At 69.1% G+C, this 19,549-nt stretch carries 9 protein-coding genes; 5 read left to right on the top strand and 4 right to left on the bottom strand.

The genetic code is table 11. The annotated features are described in order from the left end of the window. Nucleotides 1–170: 170 nt before the first annotated feature. From K228_RS0110875 to K228_RS0110885, 3 genes are read left to right on the top strand one after another with little or no spacing between them, the layout of a single operon-like run. The gene (locus K228_RS0110875) at nucleotides 171–1,091 is read left to right on the top strand and encodes a DUF2637 domain-containing protein (RefSeq protein ID WP_342667118.1); all 921 of its coding nucleotides are present in this window, start codon (nucleotides 171–173) and stop codon (nucleotides 1,089–1,091) included. Further along, nucleotides 1,066–1,470: a helix-turn-helix transcriptional regulator gene (locus K228_RS0110880; RefSeq protein WP_020216765.1), complete on the top strand. Its 405-nt coding sequence runs from the start codon at nucleotides 1,066–1,068 to the stop codon at nucleotides 1,468–1,470. Before K228_RS0110875 ends, K228_RS0110880 begins: the two co-directional genes overlap by 26 nt. Then, nucleotides 1,467–2,942, top strand: a complete 1,476-nt coding sequence (locus K228_RS0110885) for a tyrosine-type recombinase/integrase (protein WP_020216766.1) — start codon at nucleotides 1,467–1,469, stop codon at nucleotides 2,940–2,942. The genes K228_RS0110880 and K228_RS0110885 overlap by 4 nt, the downstream gene beginning before the upstream one ends. 58 nt (nucleotides 2,943–3,000) lie before the next feature. Here the strand turns inward: K228_RS0110885 and K228_RS0110890 are convergent, their stop codons facing one another. Genes K228_RS0110890 through K228_RS0110900 form a run of 4 tightly spaced genes read right to left on the bottom strand, consistent with a single transcriptional unit; the run spans nucleotide 3,001 to nucleotide 10,036 of the window. Further along, nucleotides 3,001–5,580, bottom strand: a complete 2,580-nt coding sequence (locus tag K228_RS0110890) for a pPIWI_RE module domain-containing protein (protein WP_025618468.1) — start codon at nucleotides 5,578–5,580, stop codon at nucleotides 3,001–3,003. After that, nucleotides 5,581–6,459: a hypothetical protein gene (locus tag K228_RS29445; RefSeq protein ID WP_245603449.1), complete on the bottom strand. Its 879-nt coding sequence runs from the start codon at nucleotides 6,457–6,459 to the stop codon at nucleotides 5,581–5,583. Further along, entirely contained in the window at nucleotides 6,444–8,927 is a 2,484-nt protein-coding gene (locus K228_RS25510; RefSeq protein ID WP_245603450.1) for a pPIWI_RE_Z domain-containing protein, read from the bottom strand. Before K228_RS25510 ends, K228_RS29445 begins: the two co-directional genes overlap by 16 nt. After that, nucleotides 8,924–10,036 carry a restriction endonuclease-related protein gene (locus K228_RS0110900; protein WP_020216769.1) on the bottom strand — a complete coding sequence of 371 codons (1,113 nt, stop codon included), beginning with the start codon at nucleotides 10,034–10,036 and terminating at the stop codon, nucleotides 8,924–8,926. Before K228_RS0110900 ends, K228_RS25510 begins: the two co-directional genes overlap by 4 nt. A gap of 1,167 nt (nucleotides 10,037–11,203) precedes the next feature. Between K228_RS0110900 and K228_RS0110910 the strand changes: the two genes are divergently transcribed. Together K228_RS0110910 and K228_RS0110915 are read left to right on the top strand one after the other, a co-directional pair. Then, nucleotides 11,204–17,125 (top strand): DEAD/DEAH box helicase, encoded by a 5,922-nt coding sequence (locus K228_RS0110910; protein ID WP_281171579.1) that lies wholly within the window; start codon nucleotides 11,204–11,206, stop codon nucleotides 17,123–17,125. Beyond that, nucleotides 17,122–19,521, top strand: coding sequence for a hypothetical protein (locus K228_RS0110915; protein ID WP_020216771.1), 2,400 nt, complete (start codon nucleotides 17,122–17,124; stop codon nucleotides 19,519–19,521). Before K228_RS0110910 ends, K228_RS0110915 begins: the two co-directional genes overlap by 4 nt. The last annotated feature ends 28 nt before the right edge of the window (nucleotides 19,522–19,549 follow it).

Below are 19,549 nucleotides of genomic sequence, written 5' to 3' on the forward strand. Positions count from 1 at the left end.
CTGTTGTCCGACGCCGGGTCGGTCCGTTCCTCGGGTCCTGCCGCCTACCGCTGGCGGACGGGCCGGAACGCCGGTCAGTGTTGAGGAGGTGATGGGCCACGACAACGCCGGTCCCTGCCGCAGACGGCAGTCCGCGCGATAGCCGCGTCGAGGGCGTCGTCCAGGTCGTCATCATGCTGGCCATCGGCGGCGCAGCGGGGGCGGCCAGCTTCACCCACGTGCATAACGTGGCCGCCGCGCACGGCCAACCCGGTTGGCTGGCCTGGGCCGACGCGATCGTCCTGGAGCTGATGTCCATCGCCTCCGGCCTGGAACTGCGCCGCCGCAAACGCGCCCACACCTCCACCGTGTTCCCCGCCACCGTGCTGGCCTGCGCCGTCACCCTGTCCCTGGCAGCGCAGGTCGTCGAGGCCGAACCCTCGGTCATCGGCTGGGTCGCCGCCGCGGTACCCGCGCTCGGATTCCTCATCATGGTCAAGATCGCCCTTGGACGGACCAGCACCGCCACGCCCGCCAACACCGGGACCGTCGGGGACCGCCGACTGGATGAGGCCGGGCGGACCGTTCCGGACAGCGGACCGGACGAGGCCACCCGGTCCGCTGTCACGGCGGGGGAGCGGCGGTCCCGGACCCGGACCGTCCGCTCACCGGATGCTCGTCGCCGACACGGCGGACGGGACCGGCAGCGAACGGACCGGGGACCGTCCGCGCAGCCGTCCGGCGACGTGGGTGAGCTGCTGCCGGCGGCCCGCAAGGTCCGGGACCGGCTCGCCGCGGACAGTCAGGCACTGACCCGGGCGGCGCTCGCCGAAGCCCTCCGCGCAGCCGGTCACACCGTGTCCAACACCCGAGTATCCGAACTCCTCAAGACCCTCAAGGTCGAGTCGTCGGCACCACCCGAGCTGATCGTAGAACCGGTCCTACTGACCAACCCGACGCCATCGCCTCTGTCACCGAAGCGGCGCAGCGGTGGCGGAGCAGCCACCCCTGCGCCGGTCGCCCCCGACGGGGCTACCCCGCTCCTACCGCACAGCCATCCATCTCATAACCAGGAGAAACCTGATCATGAACAGCCCCACGAATCACGATGACCAGACCACCCGCACCACGACCGACAGCACCACCGCCGTGCCCGGTGTCGGGGAGGTGTGGACGGTCGAGCGCATCCGTGCCCTCGGCGTGACCACCACCCTCGCCACCACCGCCTCGGTGCTCGGGATTAGCCGATCCCAGGCGTACCGGCTCGCCGCCACCGACCAGTTCCCCATACCGCTGATCCGGGCCGGCAGCCGCATCATCGTCCCGGTCGCCGCCCTGCTCCACCTCCTCCAACCCGACCCCGCCGCAGCCGGCGGTGGGCGACTTGAAGCCGACGCGAAGGTGAGCGTGGATGCGATGACCCCGCCACCAGCGGATTTCACCCGACACCGCTGGCGGCACCATACGGAGCATCCAGGAGACGATGAGTGAAGGGATCTACCTTCAAACGCTGCGGCTGCCGCGACAGCGTCACGGGCCGGCGACTGGGACGCTCCTGTCCCCAGCTTCGCCGGCCCGGCGGCGGCTGGTCCCGCACCCACGGCCACTGGCACTGGCAGATCGAGATCCCCGTCCGCGCCGACGGCACCCGCCGCCCCCTGCGCCACGGCCCCTACGCCACCCAGGCCGACGCGGACGCCGTCCTGGACCGCATCCGGGCCGCGCTCGCCGTCCCCGATCCCACCGACCCGCACACCACGATCAAGACCGGCGACCTGATCGAGGCCGCCGTCAAGGCCGGCGCGCCCATCCCCACTCCGGACCAGGTTCGGCGGGCGCTGCACCTGGACATCACCCCGACCGAGTTGCCCACGATGGCGGTGTACCTGACCGACTGGCTCGCCGGACGCAAGAACATCAAGGCAGGCACTTTGCGCTCCTACGAAGGGCACATCCGGCTGTACCTGATCCCGCACCTCGGCCACCTGCGCATCGACCGGCTCCGCCCCGGCCACATCGACACCATGTACGACGCCATCGCCGAACGCAACACCACCATCGCCACCCTGCGCGCCAGCCGAGACCCCGCCCAACGCGACCAGGTCAAGAACCAGCGGATCGTCGGCCCCAGAACCCTGCACGTCATCCACGCCACCCTGCGCAAAGCCCTCAACGACGCGATGCGCCGCCACCGCTACATCGACACCAACCCCGCCCTCATGATCGAACTACCCACAGCCCGACCACCCAAGCCCACCATCTGGACCGACCAACGCATCCGCACCTGGCGCGACACCGGCAGAACCCCCAGCCCCGTCATGATCTGGACCCCCGAACACACCGGCAGATTCCTCGACTACACCCACGACGCCAACGACCGGCTCTACGCCCTCTACCACCTCATCACCTTCACCGGCCTGCGCCGAGGCGAAGCCTGCGGTCTGCACTGGGACGACCTCGACCTCGACGCCCACACCCTCACCGTCCGCTGGCAACTCGTCCAACACGGCTGGGCCACCGCCATCGACACCCCCAAAACCACCGATAGCGAAGCCGCGGTCGCTCTCGACACCGAGACCGTCGCGGTGCTGCGCGCCCACCGTGCCCGGCAACACCGCGAACGCCTCGCCGCCGGTGCCGCTTGGACCATCACCGGGCTCGTGTTCACCACGCCCAGCGGTGGTCGGCTCCACCCCGCCGACGTGACTGACCACTTCCACCACCTCGCCAGGCAAGCCGGGCTACCACCCATCCGACTCCATGACCTCCGCCACGGCGCCGCGACCATGGGGCTCGCCGCCGGCGTCCAGATGAAGGTCATCTCCAACCGGCTCCGCCACTCCAGCCCACACTTCACCGCCAAGTTCTACGGCGACGTCCTACCCGAGCTCTCCCACGCCGCGGCCCAAGCTACTGCGGCTGTGGTGCCCCGACGGCGAGGCGGCGGAGCGCAACCGGCATAGGCAGGGGCGACAGATGCTCGTGGTCGTGGACCTCCCGCACCGGGGAGGTCCACGGCCCCTACTCGTCCCTGAGAACCTCTTGCGAACCGAGGTTAGCGATCTTGGTTGGTAGGAGGTATTCCTCGATCTGCTCCGCGAGGTGAAGCGGCCACGGTAGGACGGTGGTGCCCCGTACGTACGGTGCTGCATCTCGCAGCTCGTGTGCCAGCGCCGCCCAGTGCTCGGGCTGGTCGCCGTCCTGGATTCCCGCCACGAGCAGCTCGATGAACTGCGGGTTCCATACCTGGGCCTTCGGCTTTGGGGCAGTGAGCTTGCCGTTGTGCTCGCCGGGGATCAGCTTCGACACGCCCTTCAACGCCCCGGAGTGCGTGCTGGGCTTGCCCGTGGTGCTGCCGTACACCCGAGGCGCCAGGAAGCGCCACAGACCCTTGGGCTGGCCTGTGCCGTCGTCCGTTACGCCGTAGCACTCCGGCGTCTCGCCGCCTTCAGCGGTGCGAACGCGTACATGACGCAGGCCGGGCAGCTTGCTGATCGGCTGAGGTTCACCGCTGCCGAAGCCGAGGCTGTCGAGCTGGATGCGGCCGTTGGTGAGGGTGTTCCAGACGCTGCGCAGGTTCTGCGCATGGGTGAGTAGCAGGGTGTCGGGGAAAGCGCTGGTGGCTTCATCGATAACGTCCTTGGCGAACCGGACCACGTCGTCGGGGCCGCACTTGAGGTCCACGTTGACGTACTGCTTACCGATCTCCACGAGCCCGGTGTGCAGAGGCTGCCAGGGCACCTTGGGCGCACGGACTTCCACATGCTGACCGGTGGGGTCGACGAGCACGGCGACCGGGACCTGTCGCGCGAGCCCCCAGACGCGTCCCTTGTTCTGGCGGATCATCCAGATGGCCAGGAGTGCCGGCCGTCGGATGAGGGTGTTTTGCGCCGGCTCAGGCAGCGGTTCTGAGCGTACGCCGAGCTGCCGTAACAGATCATCGACGGCTGCGGCGAACCGCTCTCGGTTCGGGTCAGAGGGCTCCCTGCCCTCACGGGCGCGAGGGGGACGCTTCGGCTCGGCCACCGGGGTGACGAACTGGCTGAGCCGGCCCGTCCGCAGCAGGCCGTGCCGGATGGCGAACTTGGGATCGTCGCCGCGTCGCCGGCCCTGATAGGCGTCGGGGTGGGCGATCTCGACCAGGGCGATCGTCGGGTTTGCCGCCTCGCTAAGTGCGTCGGCGATGTGCTCGATGCGAGCCTCCACCGCGGCCTGGGGCCGGCGTCCGACTCGGTCAAGGTCGGCGCGAATCGTCGGTGCCGCCAGCCGCCGAATCCCGATGGTCGCCGCGCCAAGGTCGATGTGGGCCCCGGCCTCGTCAAGCTGCTCGGCACGGGGCATCGGGACGCCGAGACGGGTGGCGAGCCGGTCGAGGGCGTATTGCGTGGCGCGGTCGGTGTCGGTGAGCAGTTCGATGTCCAGGCGCGGCCCGACGATCTCACCGAGATAGGTGGCCGAAACCTGACTCTCGCTGATGCCGCCAAGCCCTTTGTACACGGTGCACTTTTCGCGGGGGAGCGCCGCGGCCGAACGGAGGTGTGGGCTGAGCTCGCTAATGACCCAGTCCATCAGCGGCTGGCGATCGGCGACCGACAGCCCGGCGCTGACCTTCTCAGCCGGAAGCATGCCGGTGCTGTATACCAGCGTAGCTGCGTCGCCGTGGCGCTGGAGGTAGTCCAGTGGCTTGTCGACCAGCTGCTGCGGGTCGGGCAGGCGGTCGAGACAACCGGCTTCCTTTAGTACCCTCGCGAGGGCGTCGTCCCAGCGTGGCCCATAGCTGTTCGAGCCATCCCTCTCCGTCGCCCTGACCTGCTTGATCCGCGCCGTGCCGAAATGACGAGAGTTCTCCAGGCCGGCCAGGTACGGCACGGTCGGTGCTATGTACACCGAGTGGCCGTGGTCGAAGGCGAGCTTGCCTCGCACGGGCATCCAGCGCCGCACGCCATAGGACAGATAGACCAGTAGCTCATCACTGGTGGGCAGGGTCTGCGCGCTGATTCCGATCTTGACCGAGAACGGGGTCTGGTCCTCGATCCGCTCCGGCGGCCAGGACATGATCTCCGCGCCGTCGGCGCTCGGGCAGCGCAGGAACCGCAACTCGTTGTGCGGGCACGTTGCGTCCGGGCGGGACAATGTCGCCGCGATCTCCATCGGGAGCAGACGCATGGCGCGCTGCCGTTCTTCGGGCGCGGTCAGGTCCAGGTGAACCGGCGACCAGGTGAGGTGGCTGGCGTGCAGCTCGGACAGGGCCAGGGAGATCTGCTCGGGGGTGCCCTTCTGCGCGCGTACCCACGCCGCGACCAGGTTGAAGATGGCTGTCGGGTTTACCGCGCGGTATGCGAGCAGCCATTCCTGGTCATCGTCGCCGCGTCCAGCGTACGGAAGCGTGACGACGCAGTCGGGGACGAGGGCGGTGATCGCGTCGTTGAGTGAGGAGATCGGGATGCTGGCGACGTCGCCACCGCGCTGCGCCTGGGCGAGCCGGCGCAGCGGTTCCTTCCAGCGGCCAGGGAACCGCATGAGGTAGTAGGTGCGCTCGATCGGGGCTGCGGGATCGAGACGCAGGACGGTGACAGCGAGGTTGTCGTAGCGGGGTGCCATTCAGCGGTCTCCCATGTTGGTGAGGGCGCGGTACAGGGGCTGGTAGAGCGCCTGGACCAGGTGTCGATCGGTGTTGACGCCGTTAGGCTCGAAGTACGGGGTGAGCACTTCACGCATGCCGTGCAGCAGGCTGGTGCTGGCATCGTCGAGGTCGGTGTCGGTGTCGCTCCTGCGCGCAGTGACCGGTGCGAAGGCGGCGTCGCAGAAGTAGACCTTCGCGGCTTGGCCGCCGCGTAGGAGCCGGCCCACGACTTGCCAGATGGTGACAAGTTGGGTCCAGGCCACGCGTTGGCGCTCGTCCGTGCCGAGCTGGCTGTAGGCGACCATGGCGTGCAGCAACCGCCGCCACTGGCGCTGCGCGGCTCGGCGACGCTGGCTGCCGGCACCTACGAGGCGTTCGTGTGCCGGGCAGTCGTCGTCGAGCGGGTGCGGGCGTAGTTGTTCGAGGGCGTATTGGTTGATCCGCTGGGTGACGTAGCTGAGATCCTTCGGCCGCGGGTGGGGACGTACGAGGAAGAACGCGGCGCCGATGGCGGCCACGCCGTCGTTGTTGAGGATGTTGTGCCCGCGCTCGACGGCCAGGATGGGGGCGACCAGCAGCCACGCGTTGTCGGTGCCGAAGTCCGCGACGTCGCCGCGGCGCAGCAAGTGGCCGTCGTCCCAGCCGGTTTCCAACTCGTCGTCGCCGATGAGGCAGCGCACTTGCCCCTCCCAGGAGGACTTGCGGCGAAGCAGCTCGTTGGTGACGGTGCGGGCCTCGGCGTAGCTGCCAACCAGCAGCATGACCTTCTGCCGGCCGGGCGGCAGGGCGGCTCGTTCCCGCTCCAGCCGGTTCGGTCGCCCGGGACCCGCGCCCGGCTGAGTCAGGGCCGCGACCATCTGCCGCAGTGCGCTCGCACGCTCCCCCCCCCGTAGCGGCCGGACACCCAGATCGGGGTACTGCGCTCGCCTTGGTGCTGGATGTCAAGGGTGAAGGTGGTCTCGGAGATGGCGTCGAGTTTCTGCGGTGAGGGGCGCAGGATCGCCTCGACTGGCACGTCGATGTGGTAGCGAGGTGAAGTGCCAGCCCAGCTGGTCCCCGACAACAGCAGTACGTTCGGGCCGGGCCCGTCGGCGGGAAACAGGTCCGGCAGGCCGACCAGAAGGGCCCGCCCTACGCCCGTGTAGCGGAAGAATCTGAACTCGCCCAGCTGGCCATCTCGGCGGTCGGTCTGGTCTTCGACGTACTGAAAGCCGAGCACGTTGCCCATCGGGGATTCGGGCACCGCGACGGCGAGGTCGCTGGGCGGTCGGCGTACCTCTGCCGGAAGTGTGTCGAACATGTCCAGCTCGGCCGCAACTTCCGGCCAGATTGCGAGCATCAGGTTGAGTCGGTGTGCCATTACCGCTACTGCGATCGCCAGCTCCAGCCGCCACACGTTGCGGTCGAGCTCTGCGGGTGCGATCTTCCTACCTTCGACCAACTCCTGGTCGCTCAGCTCGATCAGCCACTGCCGGACGGTGTCCTCCCGCGTCTCCTCTTCCGTGTCGGACAGTTGCGCCTCCGCCAACGTGGCTAAGCCCTCGGCTACCTCGCCGGATGCTCCGGTCGGCTCGTCGATGAACGCGTTGAACTGCTCGCGCAGGAACTTGTAGAGCGGATCGTTGTCCCAGCCGGGGTCCGGCCTGTGACCCTTCGTGGCGGTGTAGCCGGCCCAGTCCTTGGCAAGGCTGTTGAACAGGGTCCAGGCCGTAAAGTAGTCGGGGTCGAGCCAGTTCAACACCGGCTTGCCAGCCCGAACCCGGTCTCGCTGCAGCAACTGGTAGATGATGTCTGCTGCGGAACGGGCCTGGTTCAGGGCCGTGGTAAACCGGCGGATTTGCCGGGACCTGACCGGTGCGCGGCCGGTCGCGCGCAGCTTCTCCGCTACCCGCGCCCCGATCTCGTCGATCCAGGCTTCCTGGCTGGGGCCAAGCAGTACCTGGGCGCTGGCGAACATCTCATCGAGGTTTGCCTGCACCTGGTCGGCCTCATCGACCAGGAATAGGTCGCTGCGTCGCCACGCCGCCTCCAGGTACCGCATCTGCTCGTGGCTCAACGGTCCGGGCACGGGGGTGTGCACAAGACTCCATGGAGTCGCGATCCACACGTTCGCCGTGACCAGCCGGCGCGCGGCCTCATGCCGTTGGCACCGATGCCACAGGGGACAGGTGCACCGGGTCCCGTCCCGCCAGCCGTCCACCGGGGCATCCGGATCGGTCTCGATCAGGTGCTGGCAGGGCGCCTCGCGTACCTCAAGTGGGGTGGCCTTGTCTCGGACCGCATCAAGCGGGCAGGCCGTGCTGACCAGTTCGAACCCGTACGGCTCGGAGGGCACAAGCCGGCCAGGTGCCGGCGGCTGGAGTCGATGCAATCGCTCCGCGTGCCGGGTGCGGTTCTGCCCCATGACCGGTGCCGCCACCACGCCGTCGTAGCGGGATAGCTCGTGCGCCATGCGTAGTGCTGCCGAGTTGTCGCCGACCACGATCGTTATCCGGAGGTCATGCTGCGCCGCCCAGGTCGTCAGGATCGTCACGAGGGTGCTCTTGCCGACGCTGACCATTCCGACCATGTGCAGGATCCGATCGATGCAAAGGGTCGCGGCGTCGCCGAAGGTATGGTCGGCCAGCCGGATCTGCAGCGTGACGTCCTGCAGGCGCTCCTCCCATCGGTGAGAGGAACGCCCGGCCTCCAGGTCGGCGGCGTCCATACCTCGGGCGGTCTCCACCAACTCCTGCCACGTGACCTCGATCGGTGCCCGGGTCTGGACGGCCAGGTCATGCAGAGCCGGAGCCGGCGCGGGCGGAAGGTTATCCGGCACCGTGACGCCCTGACCACGCGCCGTCGAGCTCATGCGGTATTGCCCAGGCGCGGCGAACCGCACGCCCGTGGCGGCGAAGGGCAGCGGCTCGGTGAGCAGCTGCTCGTACCAGGCCCACCGGTTGGTCGCCACGCTGCACTGCCGGCGTACCGGTCGGCCGAGCGGGTCCAGGTGGTAACCCCGCACTGTCTCAGGGGCAGACCGGTAAGCCCGCAGCAACTCGTCCCACCCGTAGGGGCGTTGGCTGCGCCACAGCAGGGCTCGCGCGTTGGCGAGTCGGACCGTCGCGTCGGCTGGTGGGCCCGGCACCGCGTCCCACAGCGCCCGGTAGCCGTCGAGTAACGCGGGTACTCCGTGGGCAGTCTGGCCGGCGGCGACTGTTTCCAGCAGATACAGGCACAGTTCGGTGTCCATCAGCCGGGACGGCGAAGGCTGGTCCCCGGTCGGGGTGTAGTGGCTGCGGAGTGCGCGGGTGAAGCGGTTGCGGATGGTGTTGGTCTGCCTCATGCCCCGGCCTCCACCCGGCGCTTCACGGCACCGATGAACTCCGCCTCGGAGACCGCCACGATTTGCCGGCCCGGCCGTACCTGGGGGCACGCCTGCCGTAGCCGTGCCACGTACCGCGGATGTGCCTTGACCTGCTCCTGGCCGATGACGACGTAGGCCCTCTCCGCCTCCGGCGACACGGTGAACAGCCGCTCCCGCAGCCGTCGGGCCAGCCGTACCGGGTTGCGCCAGGCCTTGATGTCGGCGACCCACGGTCGTTCCGCGAAGACCGCGATGTCGCACGCGTCGAAGTCCGGCCACAACGCCACCGATACGCCGAGCTTCCCGATCGCGTCGGCGATGCGCAGCTCTGCACGACCCGGTGCGGTGATGAAGGTGCGTAGCTCACGCCGCAGCCACCACACTCCCTCGCTGGCGGGGTGGTCCGTCCCGGCCGTTCCGGGTGCCGGGCAGGTCTCGTCCTCGCAGACCCAGGTCCGGTCGTCATCCAGTGGCAATCGAAGACCGCTGCACCCGCCGCAGGTCCGGATCACGCCATCCGCCATCGCCTCCGGTGGTGCCACCACGTACGCCTGCCGCACCTCATCCGCCAGCAGCGCCAAGTCAGGATCGGCCAGCCGTGCGTCGAGCTCCATCGCCGCGATCGCCGGCTGTCGGATCAGGAGCTCGCGGAACGCGATGTAGGAATGCGGTGCGTTGTGGGCCCGGGACTTGTCCATCACCGCCCGCAACAGCGCGTTCTCGCGGATCTCGCCTTCGACATCCCCACGGAGGCTGCCAAGTTCCTCGCAGGCCGCCGTCGGGCGGCCATAGATGAGCAGCGCCTCGTCAGGGTCGACGTCGGTGCCGGTGAGGTCGATCTTCCAGTCGCCGAACGGCTCCTGTGCAAGCTGAAGCAGCTCCACCACGCTGGCAGGCGCGGGCGCGCCCTGATGCCAGGCGAGCAGGGTCAGCCGGTCCAGCGCGAGCTGCAGGTTTGCCGGGTACGGCAGCCGGAACGCGTCACCCGATGCGGTCTGCTGGGCGTACTTTAGGATCCCGCTGGCGAGCTGCGCAACAGCAACCTGCGGAGTGGGCAGCCATGACGGGTCTGAAGGTGGTTCGATCATATGTGCACTCCGCGTGAGAGAGACGTAGGCAAGGCGGGGTGGGTTCCATTGGACCGCATCGGTATGACAACCGCGCAGTCCTACAACATGCGAAGCGCCTTCGCGTTAAGCGCCGCATGTGTCCCCGCGTGCTCGCGCGTGCGATTGGAGTCCTCGACCCACCCGAGAGGTCAACTCCGTCTTGAGCTTGCAACTGGCATTTGTGCCTGCTCAGAGGGAGCTTGAACCGCGATTGAAGTACTGACTTCGAGGGGCGACTGCGTCTCAACTCAATGCAAATTGCTGTCGGTAACCAGACCGAAGTCCCCACTTGGTCATCCGTGGCTGTCGGGATGGCCGATTTGTCGAGCCGGGTTCGCGGTGTCCGGTCGGGAGCCAGGTCCCCCGATGACTGGGCCGGGTCGTTCACGTCACGGATCGTCCCGAAGTGCGTCTGCAGGTAGATGGATGCCACGAGGCGATCCTTGTAGGACGTCGACGTGTCTCGAGCCGGCCGCCTGCGGATCCTCGGCGGTGTGTACGTCCCGTTTGTCTTCTTCCCGACACAACTTCGGTCCTGCGACCCCTCCCTGCGAGCCCTGCAGTCTCGTTACAGTACGCACTCGCCGCGATCGGCGGCATATCAGTCGCTGCGGATGTCAGGGGGTGGTCTATCCGGTTTTCGGTGCAACTACTGTTTTCTGGGTAGTTGTCTGTCTAGTGTGGTCTAGCGGTAGCTGGCGCTGACGTGATCGATGAGGGTGATGTCGAAGGCGTTGAGTGTGGCCTTCCATCGGTTGGTCCAACGGGCGTGCCCGAGTCCGGTCGGGTCCATACGGCCACCACCAGATCTATGTCCACAACGCAAAGGCGGCTACACGGCGGCCGCCTCGCGTTCACTCCACCTCACCAACAACATCTCCAACGGCGGCTGCTCGTACCAAGTGCCCTGCAGGAGTTGATCGGCACGATGGCAGTCGCATGCAGGGTTGATAAGACGATTCGGAACGTGCGATAGACGAGCAGGTGTCAGCGCCGCACGCCGGGGCGGTGTGCCGAACGGGCGGAAGGGACGGCACTACGGACGGAGCAGTTAGCCGCGAGCAGCAACTCGCGCGGCTCATCTCGGACATCGGACCCTGTAACAGTGGCCAGGTACTCGAGGCCGCGCGGCAGCGCTGGCCGGCGATGACGCAGGCGCGACTTCAGAGGATCGCCGCTTCGGCACTGGGCGCTGGGCTCATCCACGACGACAACGGCATCCTCAGGGCAGCCGACGCGCCCGCAACGCCAATCCCTTCCGGGCATCGATCGGCGGTAACTGCGCAGGTTCCCCGGGCTGTCGTCGTCGACGTCGAAGCTGTTGTGCGTCCCACTGCGGGTCACCCCGACGGGGACCGGCGCATCTACCAAATCGGTGCGGTGCGGTTGTCGTCGGATCGGCGCTGGGTTGAGGAGGCGCCACGCTTCACCGCCTGGGTGCGGCTGCCGGACGTTGACTGGGAAGAGCAGCTGCGGTCAGCGTCCGTCCGTGACCAGTACGCCGCACAAGCGATCCCTGTCGAGCAGGCGCTGCACGATCTGCGGGACTACTTGGCGGACGCGGACGTCCTCGTGGCCTACAACGGCACCGGCGCCGACTTTCCGATGCTCGACGATGCGGCCACCCGGGCCGAGCAGCCACCGTTCGGCGCGCTGCGCCGAGCCGACGCGTTGTACCTCGCCCACGCGGTCTGGCCGACCGCCCGTTCCCATCGCCTGGCGGAGCTCGCCGACGAGGTAGGTGTCGGTCGGTCAGGGCTGAGATGGCACGACGCCGCAGACGATGCCGACCTGACAGCCCGGCTGCTGCGGCACGCCGCGGACACCGTCTCAGGCTGGGACGGGCCGTTGCGGGATCTGCTGCTCGCCGCCGGTGCCGGGTCACCTGCTTGGGACCTGCTCACGTCGCTGCTATCCGCACCATCTGGTCGGCCGGCCGCGGACGACGGCCTGATCGCCCAGGTGCTCGCGGACGTGCTCGGCAGCGGCGACCTGCGGGAACCAACCCGGCGTGGCCGAGCCGCCCCGGAGAACCTGATGGTGCCGGAGCGACTGTTCGACCGCATCGGTCACGTGGACCCGCACGCACTCGCCTTGGTGGCCGCGCACGGTTCGGTCGATCGCCGGCCGGCGCAGCAGCATATGGCCGAACTCCTGGCGCGCCAGGTCGACGCTGGCCGGGATGCGCTGTGTGAAGCGCCGACGGGAACCGGTAAGAGCCTCGCGGTTCTCGCCACCGCCCTCGACTGGCTCGCCAGCAACTCCCGCCGACGGGTGGTCCTGGCGACGTTCACCAAACAGCTGCAGACCCAGCTGGCCGCTGACATCACCCGGCTCGCCATGGTCGTGCCCGGCCTCGACGACGTCGCCGACCTGGTGAAAGGTAAACGCAACCGGCTGTCACTGCGGGCACTCGTCGCCGCGCTCACCGACGCGGTCGCCGCGGCCGCCGGAGCAAGCCACCGGGATCGCCGGAACCGGTTCGCCGCCCACCCGGGCTACCGGGAGCTGCTGGTGTACCTGGTCCAGCGGCTGGCCACCGCGACATCGGCGCAGCAGACGTGGGTGGCACGAAGTGTCGACACCGCCGACATCCCGATCTTCCTCGCCGAGTACATCTCGGCGACAGCCGGCCCGCTGATGGGGTTGTGGCTGGCCAACGTGAGCCAGGAGTCCGACGACTACGGGCCCGGTTCCGCGTCGCCGCTTGCCCACATGACCGACACCGTCGGCGAAGCGCTGGCCAACCATCGCCTCGTCGTCGCCAACCATGCGCTGCTGCTGAGCAACCCGGACGCGTTCGCCGACGACACCCTGCTCGTCGTCGACGAGGCGCACTCCCTCGAACACGCCGCGACAGGAGCCGCGAGCGCCGAGGTGGACTATCGGGCGGTGGAGGACCTCGTCGCCGAGCTGCGTCGCTGGTTTGCCAGCCAGCGCGGGGCACCGGCAGCGCTGGGGGAGCAGATCGCCGACCTGGAGGCGATGCTCGACACCGAGGTGATGCCACGGGCCGCGCAGGCGGTGTTCGACGCCACCGGCGGAGAGCCGGGCAACCGCGCGGCGACCCTGGCGAGCCCGTTCGGTGGGCTCGGCGGCAGCGCCTCGGCGCGGCAGATGCTCGCCCGGGTGGAACGCCTCGCCGTCGTCGCCGGGCTCGTCTACCGGAAACTGTCCGGTCACCTCGGATCGGAGCAGATGCAGGCGGCGTCGTGGTGGGAACGGGAACGGGCGGCGTCACTGGCCAGCAGGGTGTGCAGTCTGGCCGAGGCAGCCGACCAGATCACCACCGATGCCCATGCCATCCTCGACCCTCCCCGCCCCGACGCAGGGAATGCTGCCGGGCAGCCGGGCACGCCAGCCGACCAACCTGCCGGCAGCGGTGGGGACGACGCTCCGGCCGTCGACGACGATGAGTCGGGGGAGACCGAAGCGCCGGTGGACCCGCTCGAGGAGCGCCTCGGCGAGGTCGGCGCTGACGACGCTGGGCCCCTCATGCCGGACCACTCCGGATCGGCGTCGGTGGTGTCGAACCGGGTCGTGTTCGCCACCGAACTGGAGTTGGAAGGTCTGAGTGTCTCCGCCCGCCGGTACGCGTTCACCGTGACGTCCGCGCCGATCGAACTGGCCCACGACCCGCAGTGGAGGCTCGCCCGGTCGAGGTTCGACCGGATCTTCTACGTGTCGGCGACGCTGCAGGTGTCCGGCCGATGGGACTACATCCGCAGTCGGCTCGGACTGGGATCCGACGTCGACGCCCACTACCTGCCCGGCCCGTTCGACCTCGCCTCCCAGGCGAGACTGGTGTGTCTGACCGACTTCCCCAGCTGGGCGGAGCAGGCCGACGGTGCGGTCCGCACCGTCGCCCACCACCTCACCGGCTACGCCCGAGAGGTAATCCGCCCGGAAACCGCCGGTGATGACGGCAGCGCGGCCACCGGTGTGTTCACCGGTGGTGCGCTAGTGCTGACCACGTCGACACGGGCGGCGTCGGCGATCTCCGAACGGCTGCTCGCCGAACTGCCCGCGGTCGCGCCGGACGTCCCGGTTGCGGTCGCCCCGATCCTCGGCAACGCGCGGTCGGCGCGGGCGTTCACCGAAACCGGAGGGTTCTGCGTCGCGACCCGCGGGATGTGGCAGGGGGTCGACTTTCCCGCCGAGCGGCTGTCGCTGGTGTGGATCAACAAGCTGCCATTCGCGCCGTTCGCCGACCCGGTCGTCGCCGCCCGCCGCGCCGCGGTCGCCCGCCGGGCCGCTGACACCGGCCATCCGGATCCGGACCGGGTCGCGACCGAGTCGTACTACCTGCCCTTAGCGGCGATGGATCTGCGGCAGGCCGTCGGCCGGCTGATCCGGTCAGCCCACCACCGCGGTGTCGTGATCATCAGCGACCGCAAACTCGCCGGCCAGACCGCGCTACGGCGAAGCTACCGGCGGGTGTTCCTCGAGTCGCTCGACCCCGGGCTGCTGGTCGCCGATCCCGACACGGGGGAGGCCGCCGGTGGGAACCTGACGACGATGGCTGACGGCTGGGAGCGGATCTGGCGGTTCCTCGCCGACTGCGGAAAGATCACTGCCGCGCGGGCCGACGAGCTGTGCACCGCTGACGCGCTCGCTGAACACACCCTGCTGCCGGCCACCCGCAAGATTCTCGCCGCCCGCATCGACGACGACACCGAAACCACTGCCCGTGCCGAAGGTAAACTCGGTGACCTGCTCGTCGAACGCTGCTCCCAGATCGCCGGTTACCTGCGGTTCTCCGACGTCCCACTGCAGCTGCGTGACCAGCAGGAGCAGGTGATCCGCGCGGTCGCCGACAAGGCTGACGTGCTCGCGCTGCTGCCGACCGGTTTCGGCAAGTCCTACACGTTCCAGCTGCCCGCGCTTGCGTTGACCGGCGTCACCGTCGTCGTGTCACCGCTCGTGGCGTTGATGGCCGACCAGGCCCTTGAACTCAACGCCAGCGTCGGCGGCGCCGTCCGTGCCCTCGTCGGGCCGATGGCCGAGTCCAACAGCCGCCGCGGCAAGACCGAGGTCGCTGAACAGCTCACCGGTGTCCACGACCACGGCATCAAATTGGTCTACATTTCCCCGGAACGACTGGGCAACCGGCGGTTCCAGCAGCTGCTGCGCACCGGGGCGGCCAACGGGCAGCTGCGGCGGGTCGCCGTCGACGAGGCTCACACGTTTGTGCAATGGGGCGACGACTTCCGCCCCAGCTTCCGCCGCGCCGCCGGTCTGCTGACTGAGCTGCGCAACCGGCACGGCGTCCGGGTCACTGCGGTCACCGCCACCGCCAACCGTGGGGTGCGCGCCGGGCTGCGCAGCGGCCTGTTCGGTCTGCCCGAGACCCCGTCCGCCGGTGAACCTCTTGTCACCGTCACCGCGGACCCGCTACGGCCGGAACTTGCGATCTACCGGCGGACGTTCCGGGCCGCCGGTCCGAACGTCGTCGCTGGGCTCGCCGAAGCGGTCACCTCCGCCTGCGACGACCATGCGATCTTCTACTGCCTGACCGTCCGGGAGGTCGACACGCTGTACACGCACCTGCGCGAGTTCGTGGGAGAGGGCGAAACCCGGCGGGTGCGCCGCTTCCACGGCCGGCTGTCGGAGGCGGAGAAAGCGGCGGTCCTCACCGAGTTCCGCGACGCGCCCAAGGACGGGGAGGAGGGGTGGGTTCCGCTACTGATAGTGGCGACCAGCGCATTCGGTCTCGGGGTCAACCGTGGCGACATCCGCTGCGTGTTCGTGGTCTCCCCACCCACCGACCTCGCCGGGCTGTACCAGCAACTCGGCCGCGCCGGCCGTGACCAGGCCGGCTGTGACCCCGCGGAGATCACCGCACCGTCGTACGGGCTCGCCCTAGGCACCGGCCGTGGTTTCCGGACCGTCGCCTGGATGATCTCGCAAGGTCTGGCGAACCCGACCTTGCAGCGCATCGGGAACGCAGTCGTGGCCGCCGCCCGGGGCGGCGGAGTGCTCAACCCCGACCACGTCGCTGACATCGTCATCGGCCAGGAGGTCGACGCCGGGTGGATGTCGCTCGACGACGCCCGCAAAGCGGCGACGATGACGATGTACCGCACCGCGGTGATCCGGGCGCTCGCCGCCCTCGACGCGGCCGGAACGGTCGACGACTGCGGCGATTTCCCGGCGACGGTCACGCTGACTCCGCTCGACGATCCGATCCGCTGCGACGACACCCTCGCCGACGCGGCTGCGGTCGTGCAGCAGCTCGCCGCGACCCGGCCGGGACGTCACCAGCTCACCGACGTCCACCAACAGCTCGCCGCAGCCGTGACCGGCTACGACGGCCTCGCCGACGACGTCGCCGGCACTTGGGCGCTGCTGGCGACCCTGCACGACCTCGGCGTCGTCGACGTCTCCCAGGCCGGCAACACCCAGACCCTGGTCTCGGTGCGGATGCTCGACCGGACCGGCCGGCTGCCCGCTGACTTCGCCACCCGGATGAACGCCCACCGGGCCCGGTTAAACACCGAGCTCACCGCGCTGCGGGACTGGTACGCCGAGCAGGCCCAGTGCGCCAACGTCGGCTTCGCCGAGTACTTCGGTCAGCCTGGGCAGTCGGTACCCGACGGCACCTGCAGCACCGCCGCGTGCCGCTGCTCCACCTGCTGGTCGTCGAGCGCCGACACCACACCGACACCGGTGCTGCTGAACGCGTTGAACACCCCGCGGCCGCGGCCGGCCGCCGACCGTGACGGCGCGCCATACCAGGCGGCGGTCGACCGTTACCTGCGGGCGCTGCTGTGGGACAACTTCCACGGCCTGACCGCCGGGATGCTGCACCGGGTCCTGCGCGGCGACGAAGCCTACCGCGACAGCCGCTCCGGTCGGCTACGACCGCTGTGGCCGCAGCTTCTCTACCACCGGCTGCGCGGCGTCGACCCCGGCATGAAGCTCACCCACGTCACCGACGCGCTCGCCCGGCTTGAAGCCGCCGGCGAGGCGGCCCTGACAGACGGCGTCCGGGTCTGGCGGCTTCGCCGGCACGTCGACCGTGACAACGCCCGCGCCGCGGCGCGGCAGGCAGGAGCCGCCCGATGACGATGACCGCGACACCGACATGGCGACCGTTCCACGATGAACCGCTGTTCACCGACGACCTGCTACGCGACGTCGACGACATCCCCGACGCGGTACGCGCGGCCATTATCGCCTACCTCGAGCAGGTCGCCGACGTTCGCCGGGCGCCGCTGCACACCACCACCGCGTTCAACGCGCTTCACTTCGGCTTCGACCTGCAGGCCCGCGGTTACCAGGCCGCCGTCCTCGACCCCGAACTGTTTGTGCGGCTGACCACCGATGCCGCGACGCTGCCGGCGCTGCCCGTCGGCACGTTCGTGCGCATCGAACGGGGTCAGCAGTCGCTGTGGGCAGAGGTCGTCGCCCGCTTCGGGGCCGCCGACGGCGTCCACCCGGATGGGTGGGTCCCTGCACGCTTGTCGGGAGCACCGGCGGTCCTCGACGACACCGGCTGCCGGTCGGAACGCGTGATCGTCGACCCGGAAGCGTTCGGCGCACCACTCACACCCCGGGAACGCACCGAACTTCACCGGCTGCGCCAGCGTGGTGTGCTCCTCGACGAGCGTGGACACCTGACAGGACAGGTCTGCTACCCCGGTCCTCGGCTGGCCGGCCTCGACGACATCGCCCTGTACGCCCACCATCTGCTCACCGCCGGCAAACCACTACTGGTAGGTGGACCGCTCGGCGGTCTGCTGATCGACCCGCACGACGACGACACCCTCGCCGTAGCGTTGCAGACGGCGCTGCACACGATCGACAAACTGCTGGACGTCGCACCGCACCTGCGTCGATGGGGCGGCTACGCCACCCCGGTCGACCGGTACCACCACCGGCGGGAAGACCCCGGCCTGCTGGGCGGGGAAGACCTCGACGACCTGGTCCACACCATCGCACGGTCGGGGACCGGACCACGGTTCACCGGTGTATGGCCGTGGCTGGCTGGCAGAGTCGACGAGGTCTTCGCCAACGACCCGGAAGACGTCGACGTCGACCCGTTCGAGCTCACCGCGGCGGCCGAAGCGGTCGTGCACGCCAACCTCGCCGTCGCCGACCACGCCACGGCAGCCGTCGACGGTTTGCAGCCGAACGGAGTCCACCTGCGCGTCGACGACCTGTGGCAGGTGGGCGGCGTGTGGCTGGCGCAACCGTCCCCGGTCCCAGCGGACCTGCGCGACGTCGACCCGCTACGACCCCTCGAGCTCGGCTACCACCAGTCACAGCCGCCGTCCCAGAGCACCGATGACGGTACCGGCGCAACCGATCCGGCCGAAATCCAGCAGCCGACTGACGACACCGGAGCGATCACCGGCACCTGCACGGATCAGCGGGAATCCGGTCCGGACCCCGACACGACCGACCCGGAACCGGACGACACCGAGACAGAAGGACCCGCCGGAGACGAGGTCGTTGTCGAACACCTCGACGACAACATCGCCGTGTGCACCGTGGCGCTGCGACCAATCCACCTCGACAACGACACCCTGCCGGTACCTGACCGGATCGCCGCCATGCTCGCCGACGGCGCCCTCGTCATCGAACTGCACCACGACGGCGACGACCTCTCCGACGACGAGAGGATCCATACGGTCGAACACGGCGACGGGGCGCTGACCGGTGTCGCCTGGCCGCTGTCGTTCTACCCGGGGATCAAGGTCATGGTCTCGCTCGCCCGCGGCGCCCGCAGACTGGCCGCTACGACGACGTTGCTCGAACGGCCGCTGCCCTACGGTGACGAGTTCCGCTGGGACGCCGACCATCGACTGCTTGCCACCGCCCTCGGAATCGACCTCGACCCCGACCCGGCACCCGAGGAGACTGACGGCACCAAGCCGGACGCAGACGACGAACCGGCACCGCCGACGGTGCCGGCGAAATACCAGGGGATCGACCCGCTGCGGCGGCTGATCCTCGCCGCGTTTCGCCGTCACGGCACTGAGGGCACGTTCGGCTCCCGCAGGCTGACCGGCAAACAATTGCTCGGCGTCATGTTCGGCGCAGACTTCGACAACCCGCCGCTGATGTGGCAGGTGATCTACACCTGTGAACGTCTTGTGGACGCCGGCAAGCTCACCCATGAACCGAACCCGGAACGTCCCGACAAGCCGGGAAGCGGTGGACCGGACACGTTCGTGTGGTGGCCCAGCCAGTCGGCCCGCCAGCACGCCGACTACGCCGCGGCGCAACAGCGGCACGCGGCGCTGCGGGAGCGCACCCGCGAGCATTGGGTGCCGCCCAACTGCCGGGCGCTTCCGAGCGGGTACCGCGCCAGCGACCAGGCGAAGGAGAACTATGCCCGGCACGTCCGGAGAGTATGGGGCCAGCACGCCGACACGAGACTGCCCGACGGGTTCACCTTCGTCAAAGGACACGGCAGGGGAAGTGATCCGGGTCCATTGTGGCTACCGCTGGCATGACATCGACGACGTCCCCTCGCCGACGTCG

The sequence above is a fragment of the Salinispora cortesiana genome (genome assembly GCF_000484695.1).
GTDB lineage: Bacteria > Actinomycetota > Actinomycetes > Mycobacteriales > Micromonosporaceae > Micromonospora > Micromonospora cortesiana.

Bases quoted from the DNA above. Each gene is read 5' to 3' on its own strand.
- K228_RS0110900 (WP_020216769.1), bottom strand. From the start codon at position 10,036: ATGATCGAACCACCTTCAGACCCGTCATGGCTGCCCACTCCGCAGGTT.
- K228_RS0110910 (WP_281171579.1), top strand. From the start codon at position 11,204: ATGACGCAGGCGCGACTTCAGAGGATCGCCGCTTCGGCACTGGGCGCT.
- K228_RS25510 (WP_245603450.1), bottom strand. From the start codon at position 8,927: ATGAGGCAGACCAACACCATCCGCAACCGCTTCACCCGCGCACTCCGC.
- K228_RS0110915 (WP_020216771.1), top strand. From the start codon at position 17,122: ATGACGATGACCGCGACACCGACATGGCGACCGTTCCACGATGAACCG.
- K228_RS0110890 (WP_025618468.1), bottom strand. From the start codon at position 5,580: ATGGCACCCCGCTACGACAACCTCGCTGTCACCGTCCTGCGTCTCGAT.
- K228_RS0110880 (WP_020216765.1), top strand. From the start codon at position 1,066: ATGAACAGCCCCACGAATCACGATGACCAGACCACCCGCACCACGACC.
- K228_RS29445 (WP_245603449.1), bottom strand. From the start codon at position 6,459: ATGGTCGCGGCCCTGACTCAGCCGGGCGCGGGTCCCGGGCGACCGAAC.